The sequence below is a fragment of the Shewanella sp. 0m-6 genome, assembly GCF_052977325.1.
The window spans coordinates 13,163-29,522 of the sequence record NZ_JBRIMD010000038.1 but is presented as its reverse complement, the minus strand read 5'-3'; the positions used below and the strand labels follow the sequence as shown (position 1 = coordinate 29,522).

The 16,360-nt window shown below is 43.0% G+C and carries 14 protein-coding genes; 10 read left to right on the top strand and 4 right to left on the bottom strand.

Features of this window, described 5'->3' with window-relative positions:
- Positions 1-973 precede the first annotated feature (973 nt).
- Positions 974-2,803 carry an ABC transporter ATP-binding protein gene (locus tag ACVBJC_RS18970; protein ID WP_447162487.1) on the bottom strand — a complete coding sequence of 610 codons (1,830 nt, stop codon included), beginning with the start codon at positions 2,801-2,803 and terminating at the stop codon, positions 974-976.
- 163 nt (positions 2,804-2,966) lie between these two features.
- On the opposite strand from ACVBJC_RS18970, the gene ACVBJC_RS18965 reads away from it, so the two are divergent.
- The 7 genes from ACVBJC_RS18965 to sstT all read left to right on the top strand — a co-directional run bounded on the left by ACVBJC_RS18965 (position 2,967) and on the right by sstT (position 11,131).
- Positions 2,967-4,457: an Ada metal-binding domain-containing protein gene (locus ACVBJC_RS18965; RefSeq protein WP_447162486.1), complete on the top strand. Its 1,491-nt coding sequence runs from the start codon at positions 2,967-2,969 to the stop codon at positions 4,455-4,457.
- Positions 4,454-4,984, top strand: a complete 531-nt coding sequence (locus ACVBJC_RS18960; protein ID WP_447162485.1) for a methylated-DNA--[protein]-cysteine S-methyltransferase — start codon at positions 4,454-4,456, stop codon at positions 4,982-4,984. Before ACVBJC_RS18965 ends, ACVBJC_RS18960 begins: the two co-directional genes overlap by 4 nt.
- 161 nt (positions 4,985-5,145) lie before the next feature.
- The gene (locus tag ACVBJC_RS18955) at positions 5,146-6,474 is read left to right on the top strand and encodes a DEAD/DEAH box helicase (RefSeq protein ID WP_447162484.1); all 1,329 of its coding nucleotides are present in this window, start codon (positions 5,146-5,148) and stop codon (positions 6,472-6,474) included.
- Between the two features lie 224 nt (positions 6,475-6,698).
- On the top strand, positions 6,699-7,169 hold the full coding sequence (locus ACVBJC_RS18950) for a phosphatase domain-containing protein (RefSeq protein WP_447162483.1): 471 nt from the start codon (positions 6,699-6,701) through the stop codon (positions 7,167-7,169).
- A gap of 32 nt (positions 7,170-7,201) precedes the next feature.
- Complete coding sequence (locus ACVBJC_RS18945; protein WP_447162482.1) at positions 7,202-8,734, top strand: phospholipase D family protein; 1,533 nt, start codon at positions 7,202-7,204, stop codon at positions 8,732-8,734.
- Positions 8,735-8,802: 68 nt separating this feature from the next.
- On the top strand, positions 8,803-9,729 hold the full coding sequence (locus ACVBJC_RS18940; RefSeq protein WP_447162481.1) for a chemotaxis protein: 927 nt from the start codon (positions 8,803-8,805) through the stop codon (positions 9,727-9,729).
- 178 nt (positions 9,730-9,907) lie between these two features.
- The gene (gene sstT, locus ACVBJC_RS18935) at positions 9,908-11,131 is read left to right on the top strand and encodes a serine/threonine transporter SstT (protein ID WP_447162480.1); all 1,224 of its coding nucleotides are present in this window, start codon (positions 9,908-9,910) and stop codon (positions 11,129-11,131) included.
- 103 nt (positions 11,132-11,234) lie between these two features.
- Here the strand turns inward: sstT and ACVBJC_RS18930 are convergent, their stop codons facing one another.
- Positions 11,235-12,605: a Gfo/Idh/MocA family protein gene (locus ACVBJC_RS18930; protein WP_447162479.1), complete on the bottom strand. Its 1,371-nt coding sequence runs from the start codon at positions 12,603-12,605 to the stop codon at positions 11,235-11,237.
- A gap of 285 nt (positions 12,606-12,890) precedes the next feature.
- Here ACVBJC_RS18930 and ACVBJC_RS18925 point away from each other — a divergent pair, with 285 nt between their 5' ends.
- Positions 12,891-13,301 (top strand): hypothetical protein, encoded by a 411-nt coding sequence (locus tag ACVBJC_RS18925; RefSeq protein WP_447162478.1) that lies wholly within the window; start codon positions 12,891-12,893, stop codon positions 13,299-13,301.
- Between the two features lie 126 nt (positions 13,302-13,427).
- Here the strand turns inward: ACVBJC_RS18925 and ACVBJC_RS18920 are convergent, their stop codons facing one another.
- Both ACVBJC_RS18920 and ACVBJC_RS18915 read right to left on the bottom strand, forming a co-directional pair.
- Positions 13,428-14,096: an RluA family pseudouridine synthase gene (locus ACVBJC_RS18920; RefSeq protein WP_447162477.1), complete on the bottom strand. Its 669-nt coding sequence runs from the start codon at positions 14,094-14,096 to the stop codon at positions 13,428-13,430.
- A 169-nt stretch (positions 14,097-14,265) separates the two neighbouring features.
- Positions 14,266-14,859: an acyl carrier protein phosphodiesterase gene (locus ACVBJC_RS18915; RefSeq protein ID WP_447162476.1), complete on the bottom strand. Its 594-nt coding sequence runs from the start codon at positions 14,857-14,859 to the stop codon at positions 14,266-14,268.
- 166 nt (positions 14,860-15,025) lie between these two features.
- Between ACVBJC_RS18915 and ACVBJC_RS18910 the strand changes: the two genes are divergently transcribed.
- Positions 15,026-15,199 carry a hypothetical protein gene (locus tag ACVBJC_RS18910; protein WP_447162475.1) on the top strand — a complete coding sequence of 58 codons (174 nt, stop codon included), beginning with the start codon at positions 15,026-15,028 and terminating at the stop codon, positions 15,197-15,199.
- 117 nt (positions 15,200-15,316) lie between these two features.
- Entirely contained in the window at positions 15,317-16,354 is a 1,038-nt protein-coding gene (gene queA / locus ACVBJC_RS18905; RefSeq protein WP_447162474.1) for a tRNA preQ1(34) S-adenosylmethionine ribosyltransferase-isomerase QueA, read from the top strand.
- Positions 16,355-16,360: the final 6 nt, after the last annotated feature.

Sequence of the window (16,360 nt, the reverse complement as noted above, 5' to 3'; positions counted from 1 at the left end):
AGAGTTCAGAGCGAGTGACAAAATTGTGTTCTAGGGATTGGGCAAGTGTGACCAGTTAATTTTCCAGTTTGGTATTAATGACTCGACACGTCTCATCAATGTTAGGGGAGGGGGGGATACCAATCAGTATAAAGATGTGGTCGCTCAGAGAAAGTTTAGCGGCACAGAGACAAGGTCATTAAATGCTCCTCGGTAACTGCTCTTGCGTTACTCTACCGCCTATATCCATATAGTCGTGCATTTATGACATTCACCACATCTGACGTCCAGGGATGGAGGAAATGTCTTATGTATGTCGGGAACATACAAGACCATGTGGTTTGCAACGAGTGAAGCGCATAGTTGAACTTGGTTAAGCTCCCTCTTGTTCCATAAGAGTCACAGTATCAGAGCCGCTAAAACTCGCCATTCTGGCGCGTTTTTGGCTGCCTACTTCTGCGTTGAACAACTTTACAAGGGATCAACCATTCTTTCAGTTATTCGCCTTGAATTAGTTTGCCAAAAAACGTTCTGAGTAGATCAACTTCTTATACTTATTGGTATGATATCGTCGTTTGCAAAATGACAGTTCAAGTCATTATGATGGAACACCGCTTACGCTTAGTGCGTAAGTCCCAGATATCAATGATATTGAACAGTTAGAATAACCAAAGACATATTTAGACTAGTATTGCAGCTTTAGTTACAAGTGCACTGAAAGCATACAAGACTATGCTGTTCGCAGCGGGTGTAGAGCATAGTCATCCGTAACCTCTGGATGCGCTGAAACTCTGAGTCGAACACCTGCTGATACTGATTGCTATTAGCGTGAATGCTTCTACATGACAGGCGTAACGAGCTCATTTTAGTTTATTACTGAATGAGTTGGTTTTTAAGGGTTATATAGTAGGTATTTGGGCTGTAAGTATAAAAGCCACCATTACTGATGGCTTTTATATGTTTGTTACTTAAGGCTTTAATTGGGTCTAGGTTGTTAATTTACGCCGAGAAAGCCTCCTGTTTGGTGTGCCCAAAGCTGCGCGTAGATCCCACCTAAATTGATCAACTCCTGATGACTTCCTTGCTCTACAATTTTTCCGTCATCGAGCACGATTAATCGATCCATTGCCGCAATGGTTGATAGTCGATGAGCGATAGCAATAACGGTTTTTCCTTCCATTAGCTGATATAAACTTTCCTGAATTGCAGCTTCTACCTCAGAGTCTAGTGCCGATGTGGCTTCATCAAGTAGTAAAATTGGGGCGTTTTTAAGTAGAACTCGCGCGATGGCAATACGTTGACGCTGACCGCCTGAAAGCTTTACGCCTCGTTCGCCAACCTGCGCATCTAAGCCTTGGTTACCTTCAGGATCGCTCAAGTTTTGAATAAACTCATATGACTGGGAGCTTTTTATTGCTTGTTCAAGCTTGTCATCGCTGGCATCAGGATTGCCGTAGAGAATATTATCGCGGATAGATCTGTGTAATAGAGAGGTATCTTGGGTCACCATGCCTATATGCGCACGTAGTGAGTCCTGTTTGACCTGAGCAATATCCTGTTTATCGATGGTGATGCAACCGGACTCCACATCATGAAAACGCATAAGCAAGTTAACTAAAGTCGATTTCCCGGCACCTGAGCGGCCAACCAACCCGACTTTTTCGCCCGCTTTGATATGTAGATTTAACTCATCAATCACTCCACTATTTTCACCGTAGTGAAAACTGACATTATTAAAGTCGATAGCTCCTTTACTTACGTTTAGAGCTGGTGCATTCGTGATGTCATTGATATCGGTAGGCTTAGACAGCGTATTCATACCATCAGTAACTGTACCAATGTTCTCAAATAGTGAGCTTATTTCCCACATGATCCATTGCGACATACCGTTGAGCCTTAACGCTAAACTGATCGCAATCGCAATCGCGCCAACGGTAATCGCATCATCACTCCAAAGCCAAATAGATACAGCTGTAATAGCAAAGGCCAAAAGGTAATTGATAATCTGCACGCTCACGTTAATCCAGGTGACTAAACGCATCTGCCTATACACGGTATGAAGAAAGGATTTCATGCTGCTTTTAGCATACTCAGCTTCTTTTTGGGTGTGCGAGAACAGTTTTACCGTGGCGATGTTGGTGTAACTATCGACAATCCGTCCGGTCATTGTTGAGCGAGCATCAGCCTGCTCAGTTGACACTTTCTTGAGTTTAGGTAGAAACTTAAACTGTAGAGCAATATAAATAGCTAACCAAAGCAGCATAGGAACCATAAGTCGTAAGTCGGCCTTGGCTATCATTACGACCATAGAAGTGAAGTAAACCAAGATATAAACCAATACATCCAATAGCTTGGTAACCGTCTCTCTTACGGCTAAAGAGGTTTGCATCACTTTGGTCGCCACCCTGCCAGCAAAATCATTTTGGTAAAACGACACACTTTGTTTTAGCAAGTAACGGTGGGCCATCCATCGAATAGACATTGGGTAGTTGCCTAATAACCCTTGATAGACGATGAGCGCATGCAGTAACACCAGAGTCGGAATTACAATTAATACGAGCAGCGTCATCCCGAGTAATTTCATGCCTTCTTTTTCAAAAAGGGTATCGGGATCATTATTAATGAGCAGATCAACTAAATCGCCCATAAAGCCAAATAAAGACACTTCAAGAATGGCGAGTAGCGCGGTTAGAATCGACATTATAACCAGTGGAACTTCAAAGCCACGGGTGTAATGGCGGCAAAATGCATAGATCCCTTTAGGAGGCTGTTGTGGCTCCTCATCAGAGAAAGGCTCAACCCAAGACTCAAATCGTTTGAACATGTAGGTACTCAGTTAGGTGTTTTTTTGTTAGAAAAATATGAACAGTAGCTAAGTGTAAAGCTGAGGCATATATATGCAACCAATATTCAGTTCCGTTTTCCGCTAGTGATGACTAGGCTTGTTGCGTAAGATTACATTCATAAAACGATGTCTGGAATGTGGGATGCTAAATCACGACTGCAAGATTGAAAGAGATGCCTGTCGCAAGGCAAGGTTAGCTAGAGATCCTAGGTTTGATGGGCAGTTTTTTATTGGGGTGTTCACCACCAAAATATACTGTAGGCCAATTTGTCCTGCTGTGAGTCCAAAAGAAGAAAATGTACGCTATTTTGATTCAGCTCTCCAAGCCGCCAATGCTGGGTTAAGGCCCTGTTTACGCTGTCGCCCTGATAGCGCGCCGCACTCTTATGCCTGGAAGGGTACACAAACTACCCTAGAGCGGGCAAAGGCTATTATCGATGCTGGCGAACTCTCAGGCTATGATGGCCTTAGTGTAGAGACTCTAGCCGAGCGATTAGGGATTAGCAGTCGCTACCTCAGAAAACTGTTTAGCGAGAAAATGGGGATATCAGTTAAAGGGTATAGCCAATACCGGCAACTGATGTTTGCCAAGCAACTTTTACATCAAACCCAGTTGAGTATCACTCAAGTTGCATTTGCTGCGGGCTTTAATAGTGTTCGCCGCTTCAATGAAGCATTTATGCAAGCTTTACAATTAACGCCTTCAGCGCTGAGAAAAACGTCCGTAAAAATGACAGCGCCTGATGGAACGCAAGAACAAGGACAGATCGTATTGCGGTTGTTGCTCAGCTATCGACCACCTCTTGCTTGGCAGCAACAGCATAGTTTTTATAAGGTTCGTGCTGTAGAACAGATGGAGTGGCTTGAAGATGAATATAGTTATGGACGGAGTTTCACCTTAAATGGAGTTAGCGGTTACTTCAATGCCAAGGTTGATACAAAGGCGAATTTGTTTGGTGTCGATATCGTATTAGAAAATGAATCAGGCCTTTCACAGCTTAGTTTAATTATTAGTAGCATTCGTAGGGTATTGGACTTAAATGCTAACGTGCTCGAGATTGACAGTGTGCTTGCATCCCTTGACCTTCTTGGAAATCAGATGATACCGGGGTTACGTCTACCTGGGGTATGGTCAACATTTGAAGCTGGCTGCCGAGCAGTATTAGGCCAGCAGGTAAGCATAACGCAAGCCTCTAAGTTACTAAATCAGTTAGTACTTGCCTGCGGGGAGAAGCGCTTAATTGGCGCAAAACAAGTGATACTATTTCCGTTACCCGAGACGATAGCAACAGCTGAGTTAAACGAGCTAAACATGCCTAGAGCCAGAAAGAAGGCGCTCAATGCACTAGGCCAGTTTGTAAGTGAGCACCCTGAAGCTGATATTGAACAATGGTTGTCGATAAAAGGGGTCGGACCATGGACCGTTGCCTATGCCAAAATGCGCGGCTTGAGTTATCCAGATATTTTACTGTGTGGCGATCTTGTCGTTAAAAAACGCATGCAGAGCCTTTATGCTGCAAGGGAAGACAAGCGATTAATATCAAAAGACTATGATGAGTTAATTCAAGCGCTCACTCAAAATGTTGCTCCATGGGGCAGTTATCTTACATTTCAGCTTTGGAACCTTTCATGAATACACTTTTACTGCCGTTAGCTAAGTTGAATTTTAAATCTGAATTTGGCGTACTCTCTCTGTGCGCTAATGCAGAAGGACTCACCCACGTTAACTTTATTCCACAGCAAGGGGATGATTGGCTATCGCGGGAAGTTAACACTAGTCAGTCACTAATTGATGCATGTGATAGTCATGGTTTAGCCAAACAACACCTGTTACAGGCTAAGCTTGAGCTGACGGAGTACTTTGCAAGCACGCGGCGTCAATTTAACGTTAAACTGGCCCCTAGGGGGACAGTGTTTCAATGCCAGGTTTGGCACGCATTAAGTGAGCTTGAATACGGTGAAAGCTGCAGTTACGCCGACATTGCCAGTCGGATTAATCGTCCAAAAGCGGTGAGGGCGGTGGGCACCGCAAACGGAGCGAATCCGATTGCTATTATTGTGCCTTGTCATAGAGTCATTGGTAAAAATGGTGCACTCACTGGATATGCTTACGGCATCGATCTTAAACAGAAATTACTGACACTAGAAGGCTTAGCTTAAAGGGGACTTGTGTGATACAAGGCGTTTTAATGTGTATTAACAATACCTACTTTTAAAATGTCAGCGCTTGTAAGCGTAAAATCAGATCAAAAATAAGCTTTTAAGTGGATATTAGCGTAGAATAAGCGCCTTATTTTTGATTAGGCGTTTACCCGTACATTATGACTCAGTCAGCATCTTCAACAGACCAAGCAGCAACTCCAACTGTGACTAGTAACTCGACTCACAGTGACTTTTCTCAACTAGGGCTCATGCCTGAGTTGCTCGAAACGCTTAAATTGCTGAGTTATACAAGGCCTACGGCTATTCAGTCACATACTATCCCCGCAGTGTTAAACGGCAAAGATGTGCTTGGCGGAGCAATAACAGGTTCTGGTAAAACGGCCGCTTTTGCGCTGCCAATTATCCAAAAAATTGCCCAAGCAAAACCGCGCTCTAAAGAGGGTAACTACGTCTCTAGCCTAATCTTAGTGCCTACGCGTGAGTTAGCTCAGCAAGTCAGCGACAGCTTTATGCGCTATTCCCAGCTAATTAAGCCTAACCTAAAAACGCTAGCGGTATATGGTGGCGTATCAACCAACACTCAAATGTTAAGCCTACGTGGTGGTGCAGATATTTTAGTTGCAACACCGGGTCGACTCATTGACTTAATCTCGAGTAATGCCCTAAAGCTTGATAAGACTCAGACTTTAGTATTGGATGAAGCCGACCGCATGTTGAGCTTAGGTTTTACCGATGAACTTAATGAATTATTGGCTAAGTTGCCGGCCAAGAAACAGACGTTACTGTTTTCAGCGACATTCCCAGAAGAAGTGCGCGAACTTACCCAATCACTACTGAGTAATCCCGTTGAAGTTCAGTTACAGGGTGAAGAAGAAAGTACCTTAGTTCAACGTGTTATTACTGTGAATCGTAATCGCAAAACGGCCTTGCTCGCTGAACTAATCAAACAAAATGACTGGCAACAGGTGCTTATTTTTGCCAGTGCAAAATACAGCTGTAATCGATTGGCTCAAAAACTTGAAAACGCGGGTATTACTGTCGAAGTGTTTCATAGTGACAAAGGCCAAGGTGCACGAAATAGAGTACTTGAAGGCTTTAAAACTGGCGATATTCGCGTGCTTATTGCAACCGATATTGCTGCCCGTGGTATTGATATTGAAAAGCTGCCTATTGTGATCAATTTTGAACTACCTAGAAGTCCTGCTGATTATATGCATCGTATTGGTCGAAGTGGCCGTGCAGGTGAGGCTGGTCTGGCCATGAGCTTGATTGCACACGATGAATATCAACACTTTAAGTTGATTGAAAAGAAAAACAAGCTGAGATTAGAGCGCGAGCAAATCCCAGGTTTTGAAGCTGATTTAGAGGCGCCTATTGACTGTCCTTCACGTGAAGAAAAGCCGATGGCAAAACCAGCAGGTACAGGCAAGAAAAGTCGTAAGAAGTTACCAAAGGCTAATGCAGACCTTTGGTCAAAGAAGTCTTGAACATAGCGATATAGATAACAAGTGATTTCGCTAGCGGGAACATCACTAAAAGGACTCTCAATGAGTCCTTTTTTAACACTGAAAATTAGGATTTTGTGGTATAGCGCTATTTTTAGTCATGTATCACCTCGTACAGCAATAAAGCGATAGCGTAGTATTTCGACATTAGGTATTCTCTGGTCGATTTATGTCGCTTGAAACTCATAATTTATATAGGAAACACTATGCAGCACCTATTTTGGTTAGTTGAGGGACAAATTGCAGGACGCAGTGGGCCGAATAAAGATCCATGGGATCTTGCGCAATTAAAAGCATCAGGTATCGAAGCTGTCTTATCTGTAAATAACGGTGAGGAATGCAATCAAGATGAGTTTGTCACATTAGGGCTAGACTACCTATGCGTGCCATTTTCTCGCAATATTCCGCCACAAGCAGAAGATCTAGACTATTGTGTCGAACAGGTGCCTAAAGCTCTCGCATTTATTCGAGAGTGCGAGGCGCAAGAAAAAACAGTACTTATTCATTGCCGATCGGGTAAAGATAGAACGGGCCTTATTATGGCCTACTACCTTATGGATAATGGAGCTGCACCTTTGCATGCGGTTAGTCAAGTTAGGGCTGTGCGCGATATTGCATTTAGCTCAGAGGGTTGGGATCAGTTTGCATTTGATGTGCTTTATGCGTTACAAGATTAATTAAGACTTCGCAATTGAATAAAAGAATGCAAATGGATTGCAGACACTTATTTTTAAAAATCGTTTTATTGTGGGCAGCTGTAGTAGGGTTAGTTGGCTGCCAATCTTCTCCTATTTTTCCTGAAAAACCGATATCGACCAAGCTTGCAGCCCAAGATGAGTGGCCCTTGGTTGAATATGTCGCTGACGATGTTGCAGCTCATCCAGATCAAACGGGTGTTATACCGCTGACAGACGGGGTTGATGCTTTTATCGCGCGGTTGGCTTTAGTCAACGCTGCTAAAGCAAGCATCGATATACAGTATTATATTTACCGCTCGGATGACGCTGGACGACTTCTCACTTGGCACTTAATTGAGGCGGCGCAGCGTGGTGTAAGAGTACGTATTTTACTCGATGACATGGCAATTAAAAACGCCGACGAAGCATTAGTGATGCTGGCTGATCATGAAAAAATCCAAGTACGATTGTATAACCCTTCATTTGAGCGAAAATTCCGAAATATTGCCTTTGTCGCTGGGTTTTCTAGGCTGAACCATCGTATGCACAATAAGTCACTAACGGTTGATAACACCATTAGTGTGGTGGGGGGGCGTAACATTGGTAATGAGTATTTTTCTAACGATACCGATGTTGAATTTGGTGATTTTGATTTAATGGCCATAGGTACTGCGGTAGAGGAAGTGTCGGATCAATTTGACCTTTATTGGAACGCACCACTTACAGTTGAAATCAATGCCCTCAGTTCCCATCGTGTGACTGAAGAAGAGATTGCTAAAGCACTATCATTGGTTGAAGCAGAAAAAGCCGCCTATAGCACTAATCCTTATATTGGCAGATTATTAAACAGTGAGCTGATAACAAAGATGGCAAACCGCTCATTGCCATGGTTTTGGGGGACTGCAAAGTTGGTTTATGACCAACCAGATAAGCAGAATCATCAATTGGATTCTGATAATATCCTGTCTGATCTTGGGGCTTTTTTAGAACAAGCAACAGATGAGGTATTAATTGTTTCCCCTTATTTTGTGCCAACGCGAGCGGGGACTCAAAGTATTATCGAGTCGATTAAGAAAGGGGTTGATATTACGGTGTTAACCAATAGCTTAGCCGCAACAGATGTGTTAGCCGTTCATGCGGGTTATCGTCAGTATCGGCAACAGCTGTTAGCTGCGGGGGTTAAAATATTTGAGGTCAAAGCCAATCCGGATGTGAAAAAGACCAGTAGCTGGAGCGGTAGTTCTAAAAGTAGCTTGCATGCTAAAACCTTTGTAACAGATAAGCGTTCTATTTTTGTTGGCTCCTTTAATTTTGATCCACGTTCAGCATGGTTGAATACTGAAATGGGGCTTATTATCGACAACAAGTCGTTAGCGACAAGCATCGTCGATGGTATTGAGGCAAGCCTAGTTAAAAACACCTACCGATTAGGGATAGAAGATCAACAAATTGTCTGGTTTGATGATTTTAATCAACGAAAAATATATGCTGAGCCAGATGCAGGCCTTTGGCGTATATTTCTAGTGGACTGTATCGCATTATTGCCTATTGAATCACAGCTTTAATTGTTTGCTCTGCGTGATTAGGCTAGAGTTTGTTTCATTGAGTTTAAGAATGAGTGGCTGCATAACAAATGAATGCAATAAGTAATAATAAAGTAAAGAGCAAGGCAAGCCAGTCACAAGGTTTACTCCTGTTTCAATTGTCGATGACTCAGTTGTTTGCATTAGGCACTCTGAAAATTCGAGAGTTAGTTCCCTATAGCCCTTTAAGCGCCATTCCGCATTCTCATCCTACAATCTTGGGCGCTGCGACGATTAGAGGAGCGACCATACCGATCATTGATATGGCAGCGGCAGTCGGTTATCGACCTATTTCGCAAGAAGAATTGAAAGACAGCTATATTATTATTACTGATTGCCAAAGAATGGTGATCGGTTTTTTAGTGCGTGCAATCGATAAGATTATAGAATGCAACTGGCGTGACATTGAAAAGCCACCCAGCAATTTAGGAAAAAATGCCTATCTGACAGGCGTGACCAAAATAGAAGGTAAATTGGTACAACTACTCGATGTGGAGCTCTTACTGTCTAAAGTTTTTCCTGCCAGTCCAGAAACAAGTCGAGCTATGCTGACTGATATACAGCGCGAATATTTAAAACCGCTCAATATTCTATTGGTTGATGACTCTAAAGTAGCGCGGAAACAGCTGAGTGATGCATTAGACAGTATCAATATTCCTTATCAGGTTACAGCTGATGGCCGAGATGCATTAATGATTATGGAGCAGGCCGAGCGAGACAATCGAGCCGTCGATATTTTAGTCAGCGATATTGAAATGCCTGGACTAGATGGTTATGAACTGGCGTTTGAAGTGAAGAACAATCCAGCTATTGCCCCCGCCTATATTATCTTGCACACCTCACTTTCTAGCGAGATCAGCGTCAGTCAGGCTCATCAAGTGGGAGCTAATGAGGCGCTAACAAAGTTTTGTGCTCATGAGTTGATTGACGCCATGCTGCGCGGGGCAGAAAAAGCCTTGGACAAGTCCAATCATTAGCACCTTATTAGCAATTTGTTAATCATGAGTAATATCCGAGTCTATTTGGCTGGCAAAGGTGGACAATAGTTGTCACATCCGATACAAACTGTGTAGAAGGGAGATTAATTTTATTTAAGGTTTTACCAGTAAGCCTTAAATAAAATTGCGACATACTATAAAAATGACAGGTTAACTAATGAATCAAAAAACATCCTTGTTTGCCCGTTTGGCAGACGGTAGTTTAGTGCTACAAATTCTCGTGGGTATTATTGCAGGTGCTGTTTTAGCCACCGTATCAAAAAGCGGTGCAGAGAGTGTGGCCTTTTTAGGTGAGCTATTTGTTGGTGCTTTAAAAGCGATAGCACCTATTTTAGTTTTTATCTTGGTGGCGGCATCGATTGCTAACCAAAAGAAAAATGCCAAAACGAATATGCGACCGATTGTGGTTTTATATCTATTAGGCACCTTTTCTGCGGCAGTTACTGCTGTGTTGATGAGCTTTTTGTTTCCTACCACGTTGGCATTATCATTAGACGCGGCTCAGGCATCACCACCAGAAGGCATTGGTGAGGTGATCCATACCTTATTGTTTAAGCTTGTTGATAATCCAGTTAACGCGCTGATGACAGGTAACTATATCGGTATTCTTGCTTGGGGCGTAGGCTTAGGTTTAGCACTGCATCACGCAACGGATTCTACCAAGCAAGTGTTTGCGGATGTTAGCCACGGTGTTTCTCAAATGGTGCGCTTCATTATTCGTTTAGCACCTATCGGAATTTTTGGTCTTGTATCTGCAACATTTGCGACTACAGGTTTTAGTGCTATCGCTGGTTATATGCACTTACTACTCGTGCTGCTTGGCGCCATGGCTATTATGGCGTTAATTATTAATCCTGCGATTGTGTATTTTAAAATACGCCGTAACCCATATCCTTTGGTATTTACTTGTCTGCGAGAAAGTGGCGTGACCGCATTCTTTACCCGCTCAAGTGCTGCAAACATTCCGGTAAATATGGCGTTGTGTGAAAAGCTAAAGCTGCATGAAGATACGTATTCTGTTTCTATTCCGTTAGGCGCGACCATTAACATGGGCGGTGCTGCGATCACGATTACGATTTTGACGCTGGCAGCAGCTAACACGATGGGAATTCAAGTTGATCTACTCACTGCTATCTTGTTGAGTGTGGTTGCGGGCGTTTCAGCTTGTGGTGCATCGGGTGTTGCCGGTGGCTCACTGCTACTTATTCCATTGGCATGTAGCTTGTTTGGTATTTCTAATGACGTTGCTATGCAGGTGGTTGCAGTCGGATTTATCATTGGCGTTATTCAAGATTCAGCAGAGACAGGCTTAAACAGCTCTACTGACGTTATCTTTACTGCTGCAGCTTGTGAAGCGGCAGAGCGCAAAGAAAACGCATAAATACACCGTTTAGCATTAAAGCAAAAGCCCGTTCATAGAGATGAACGGGCTTTTTTGTGGTTAATTGTCTTGTTCTGGAATGTGGTAAATAAACTTTATGGGCTTATGCACCAATGATCCCAAGTGGCTTGCCGGTTTGCCATGTCCCACGAGTGAAATCTGGGAAGTTAACCGAATTACTGCGGTTATTGACGGACTCCTCACTCAGAATATTGACCACTGACCATGAGGCGCCATCATAAACGTCTTGATCTAATGGCTCGGCATTTCTTAAGCAATACACCATGCGCCAAAGCATTAAGAAGTCCATACCGCCATGACCACCGTTGCGCTTAGCTTCTTCTCCCATACGCAGCCATAAAGGGTGGTCATACTTAGCGTACCACTTTTGCATATCCATATCCCACTGGTGATAACTGCCAGAGCCACCTTCCTCTATTGCTATTCGGTTAGGGAAGCCTGCAAACACGCCATTAGTGCCTTGAATGAGGTTATGGCGACTATAGGGACGTGGAGTGGTAGTATCGTGCTGTACCATGATGGTACGGCCTTTCACCGTTTTGATAAGTGAAGTATTGATATCGCCATTGATGTAGCTAAGTTGATTGCGTTCATGATCCGCTGAAAATTCACGCTTAGCATATTGTGCACGACCTAAGGCGGGGGAACTCATTGAAGTCATGTAATCAAATCTGTCACCGCGGTTGATATTCATATATTGGGAAACAGGCCCTAAACCGTGTGTGGGATACAAGTTGCCGTTACGTTTAGTGTGCCAATAGGTTCGCCATGAGCCAGTTTTTTGATCAATTTCTTTCATCTGCCAACGCAGTTCATGGATATAAGCAGCTTCGGCGTGTAACAGTTCACCAAACAAGCCCTGACGCACCATATTGAGCACCATGAGCTCATCTCTACCATAGTTAACGTTTTCCATCATCATGCAGTTCTTTTGGGTACGCTCTGCTGTATCGACGATTTGCCAGCACTCTTCAACAGTAAGCGCTAATGGCACCTCAACAAAAGCATGTTTACCGCTTTCCATCGTATGGATGGCCATAGGAGCGTGCCACTCCCATGGGGTTGAGATGATGACAATATCGATATCATCACGACTTAATAACGCTTTATAAGCATGTTCACTACCAGTGTATTGAGCGGGTTTAGGTAATCCTTGGGCGTCAATAAATGCGATAGATTTATCTAGTACTTGTTGATCAATATCGCATATGGCTTTGATCTCTACGCCATCGATATGACAAAAATGCTTTACATGACCAGAGCCACGTTGACCGACGCCAATAAAACCCACTCTAACCGTGTCCATTTTAGGGACCACCAAGCCCATTATAGACTGTGCATTAGCGGGTTTCTTTTGTACTGCGTGAGCGCTGGATAGTGGTAGTTGGGAGGTGATCAATCCTGCTGCGGTGAAGCCTGCAGTTTTTAAAAACAGTCGGCGATTAAATGTCATTTCCACTCCTGTAGTATTGTTATTAATTCTTCAACAAGAGCATAAAGTTATATCAGATTTGGTTTGGAAAAGGTTAAAAACTGATGAGGGGTCATTTGTGCTTGTCTTTTTATGCGTATTTACTAAAGTAATGCATAGAAAGTGATTTATATCGCGTTTTTAATTTTTTAGTGCGATACACTTTATGTTAAAAGGTAGCAGTAACCTTGTGATTGCTTTCTTTGTTTATACTTGATTTAGTAAACAAAAATATTACAAATGCTTTTTAAGGGAGAAAACTAGCAGATGACTCTTGTACGCAATAAGACAGATGAAGTTATTCAAATTGAGAAAGAGGCAAAACTCAAAGAGATGGAAATGTCGGTAGTTGAGAAGCGTAAACGTTTATCTTGGCGAGAGGATGAACTCAATACTCGTGAGGTTGTTGGCCGTTGGATAGATGAAAGGCCTTTGCTAGGAGACAATATAACCCTTTATAAGCAGTCGGGTAGGTATTACCTAGAGACTTGGTATCTTGATGGTTGCCACAGTTTAGATGAAATGACCTCAGAACAAACTGAAGAAGGCATCAAACTTGAAGATAAGGGCGGCAATATTTTTGGTGAATATTTCATGTTTACTGAAGGTAAAGACCTTAAATTTTGTAATTCAAGCAACTGTTATTACACGGCTAAAGTTAATTTAGAAGCGGTATAGAGTTAACACTGCAGCTTTTTGGTCCGGGCAGTTTAATAAAATCAAAAAGGGGCATAAGCCCCTTTTTAGTTTTCAGCCTGAAACCTCTCTCCTGAAATCTACCTCAGAAGGTGATTCTTTTACTCACTAATTTACCGCGGTAGAGAAAGGATGCGCACTGCTAAATAGCATAGATTTACCTGAGTAAGGGTGAGTAAAGCTTAAGCTTTGTGCGTGTAGCTGGAGTCTCTTTGCTGCTTTGATGACGTGCTCATCACCATAGAAATCATCCCCTAAAATGGCATGCCCAAGTGCGAGCATATGCACACGTAATTGATGGGTTCTACCTGTGACGGGTTTTAGCTCAACTAAACTACTTGCAGTCTTTTGAGCCAGCAGTTTGTAATGGGTAATAGCAGATTTACCCGAAGCACTGAGAATCTGTTTAGGCGGGTTGAGTTTATCTGCTGCGATAGCAAGATCAATCACACCGCTTTGCAGGTTTAGTACGCCATCAACTTCTGCTATATAGGTTTTTTGAGTTTGTCTATTTTGAAATTGGGTTTTAAGGCTCGACTCTGCTTTTTTATTACGTGCAAATACCATGATACCTGATGTTGCACAGTCCAAACGATGCACCAATATGGCGTCTTTAAAGCGCTGTTGCAGTCGAGTGAGTGCACAATCGTGGGTGTATTCAGCGATCCCAGGATTAGAAAGTAAGCCTGATGGCTTATTGATAACAATAATATCTCGGTCGATATAGCGGATATCTAACCAAGGAATACTGGGGGGCTGATAGCTAAAAATTTGCATGAGTTCTCCTATTGCGGCGCAATTCTAGCAAATTTGTTCAGCTGAAGCATCGGCTTAATATGATTTATTAATCAGGATTGGATAGGAAGGGGGCATACATTCGAGTGCCATTGCACCCGAATGTAATGATATCGGCTTAGCCTATAAGTATGGAGTACTTAGCGTGTTTTTATAAATACTCAGGCGGGGTATTACGAGTCCACAGACGGCTATAGGCCATCAATTGTGGGTAAAAGGTGCGAAAAGCGATTTCAATTTCGGTGTCGAGCTTTTTAACACTGTCTAGGGCACCGTTAAAAATTTCAGGTTTGGAAACGCGTTTAGCCACTGAGCTGATAGTTTGATTTAGGCCGTTACGAGTCTGATAGGCGACGAGCCAGTTCTCGGAACGGATCTTTGGGGCAATAGCAACGAGCTGCTCGGGTAAATCACGACATTCATCAATGTCTTTATAAGCTTTAACTGCAAATTCTTCGAGGCTTTGATGATGGTATTCGTCCCAGTATTTAGCCAGCATATGGTCAAAACTTAGATCGATAAGGATAGGTGCAGCACGGGTTAACGATTTAGGAAATAGCGATAGCAACTCTTTAGTGATTTCGTGGCTATCGGTTAGCTGATCAATTTGGCGGTGTAGCCATATCCCTTGTTGAAGATGTTTTGGGAAGTGCTCAATGCTGCCTTTAGCAAAATCTCCGGCAATATTGGCAGCCAATGAGGTTTGGCTATTATCTGCTAAGTGCAGGTGTGCAAGGAAGTTCATATTTTATACTTGGTAATACGCATACTTCACGTTATCATGCGCGGTGATGCTAAGGAAATCCTTTCTCGATAAGTTTACATATAAACGCGAGATTTAGGTGTTCTTTAAAGGATGCGCATCATTTTAATGTTATATACCCATCAATTAAACGGTTTGAGGATCAAGGATGATGTGGAACTGGTTAACCCAAAAGCTTGTGAAGAATGATCAAGTTAGACGTAAAAAAGTCAAAATTGATATTCCTTATGCACAGCACAGTTATCGAATTGAAGATTTTGACGTGAAATCGTCGGCTGATGTGACTAAAGAGCAGCCGAGTAAACTAAAATCATTCAATTAAAAATCAAACTTTACTTCTGTAAACGCGCATATTGACGGTTTTTTGAGGTCGGATTGTTGATCTTCTTTTGCTCTGGCCATAGACTAGCGGCCGATTTAGACACAGTTGAGACTTTCCATGCGCGTTGCAGATTTTTCTTTTGAACTCCCTGACGAGTTAATTGCCCGTTACCCTACGGCCGAACGAACAGCGTCCCGGTTATTGTCACTTGATGGTAATCGCGGCGAGCTAGCCGATCTACAGTTCACCGATATTTTAGATCAAGTCAGCTCTGGCGACTTAATGGTCTTTAATAATACTCGAGTGATCCCTGCACGTATGTTTGGTCAAAAGCAATCTGGTGGAAAACTCGAGATCTTAGTTGAGCGTATGCTCGATGATAAGCGAGTGTTAGCCCATGTTCGCTGCTCTAAGTCACCTAAAGTAGATTCGATTATCTGCCTAGATGGTGGATACGAAATGATCATGGTCGCAAGACATGACGCCTTATTCGAACTCGAGTTACAAAGCGATAAAACGATTTTAGAAGTGCTCGAAGAAGTCGGACACATGCCGTTGCCGCCTTATATCGATAGACCTGATGAAGACGCGGATAAAGAGCGTTATCAAACCGTTTATAATCAAAATCCGGGCGCCGTTGCGGCTCCAACTGCGGGGTTACATTTTGACGATGCAATGCTGGCCAAGTTAAAAGACAAAGGCGTCAATACTGCGTTTGTTACTTTGCATGTTGGCGCGGGTACTTTCCAGCCTGTGCGCGTAGATAATATCCTTGACCATAAAATGCATTCTGAATGGGCAGAAGTGCCGCAGAACGTAGTGGACTTAATTGCTGAAACGAAAGCGCGTGGCAATCGTATAATTGCAGTGGGTACAACATCGGTGCGCTCACTTGAAAGTGCAGCGAAGGCTTCTCAAGGCGAGTTACAGCCATTTAGTGGCGACACCGATATCTTTATCTACCCTGGATACCAGTTCCAAGTGGTCGATGCGATGGTGACAAACTTTCACCTGCCAGAGTCGACACTGATTATGTTACTGAGTGCTTTTGCCGGCTTTGATGAGGTAAAAAACGCCTATCAACACGCGATTGCTCAAAAATACCGCTTCTTTAGCTATGGTGACGCCATGTTTGTGACCAAAAAAGCGAACTAATTATCC

Excerpts from the sequence above, each read along its gene's own strand:
- ACVBJC_RS18970 (WP_447162487.1), bottom strand. The coding sequence starts at position 2,803 with ATGTTCAAACGATTTGAGTCTTGGGTTGAGCCTTTCTCTGATGAGGAG.
- ACVBJC_RS18965 (WP_447162486.1), top strand. The coding sequence starts at position 2,967 with ATGCTAAATCACGACTGCAAGATTGAAAGAGATGCCTGTCGCAAGGCA.
- ACVBJC_RS18960 (WP_447162485.1), top strand. The coding sequence starts at position 4,454 with ATGAATACACTTTTACTGCCGTTAGCTAAGTTGAATTTTAAATCTGAA.
- ACVBJC_RS18955 (WP_447162484.1), top strand. The coding sequence starts at position 5,146 with ATGACTCAGTCAGCATCTTCAACAGACCAAGCAGCAACTCCAACTGTG.
- ACVBJC_RS18950 (WP_447162483.1), top strand. The coding sequence starts at position 6,699 with ATGCAGCACCTATTTTGGTTAGTTGAGGGACAAATTGCAGGACGCAGT.
- ACVBJC_RS18945 (WP_447162482.1), top strand. The coding sequence starts at position 7,202 with ATGGATTGCAGACACTTATTTTTAAAAATCGTTTTATTGTGGGCAGCT.
- ACVBJC_RS18940 (WP_447162481.1), top strand. The coding sequence starts at position 8,803 with ATGAATGCAATAAGTAATAATAAAGTAAAGAGCAAGGCAAGCCAGTCA.
- sstT (WP_447162480.1), top strand. The coding sequence starts at position 9,908 with ATGAATCAAAAAACATCCTTGTTTGCCCGTTTGGCAGACGGTAGTTTA.
- ACVBJC_RS18930 (WP_447162479.1), bottom strand. The coding sequence starts at position 12,605 with ATGACATTTAATCGCCGACTGTTTTTAAAAACTGCAGGCTTCACCGCA.
- ACVBJC_RS18925 (WP_447162478.1), top strand. The coding sequence starts at position 12,891 with ATGACTCTTGTACGCAATAAGACAGATGAAGTTATTCAAATTGAGAAA.
- ACVBJC_RS18920 (WP_447162477.1), bottom strand. The coding sequence starts at position 14,096 with ATGCAAATTTTTAGCTATCAGCCCCCCAGTATTCCTTGGTTAGATATC.
- ACVBJC_RS18915 (WP_447162476.1), bottom strand. The coding sequence starts at position 14,859 with ATGAACTTCCTTGCACACCTGCACTTAGCAGATAATAGCCAAACCTCA.
- ACVBJC_RS18910 (WP_447162475.1), top strand. The coding sequence starts at position 15,026 with ATGATGTGGAACTGGTTAACCCAAAAGCTTGTGAAGAATGATCAAGTT.
- queA (WP_447162474.1), top strand. The coding sequence starts at position 15,317 with ATGCGCGTTGCAGATTTTTCTTTTGAACTCCCTGACGAGTTAATTGCC.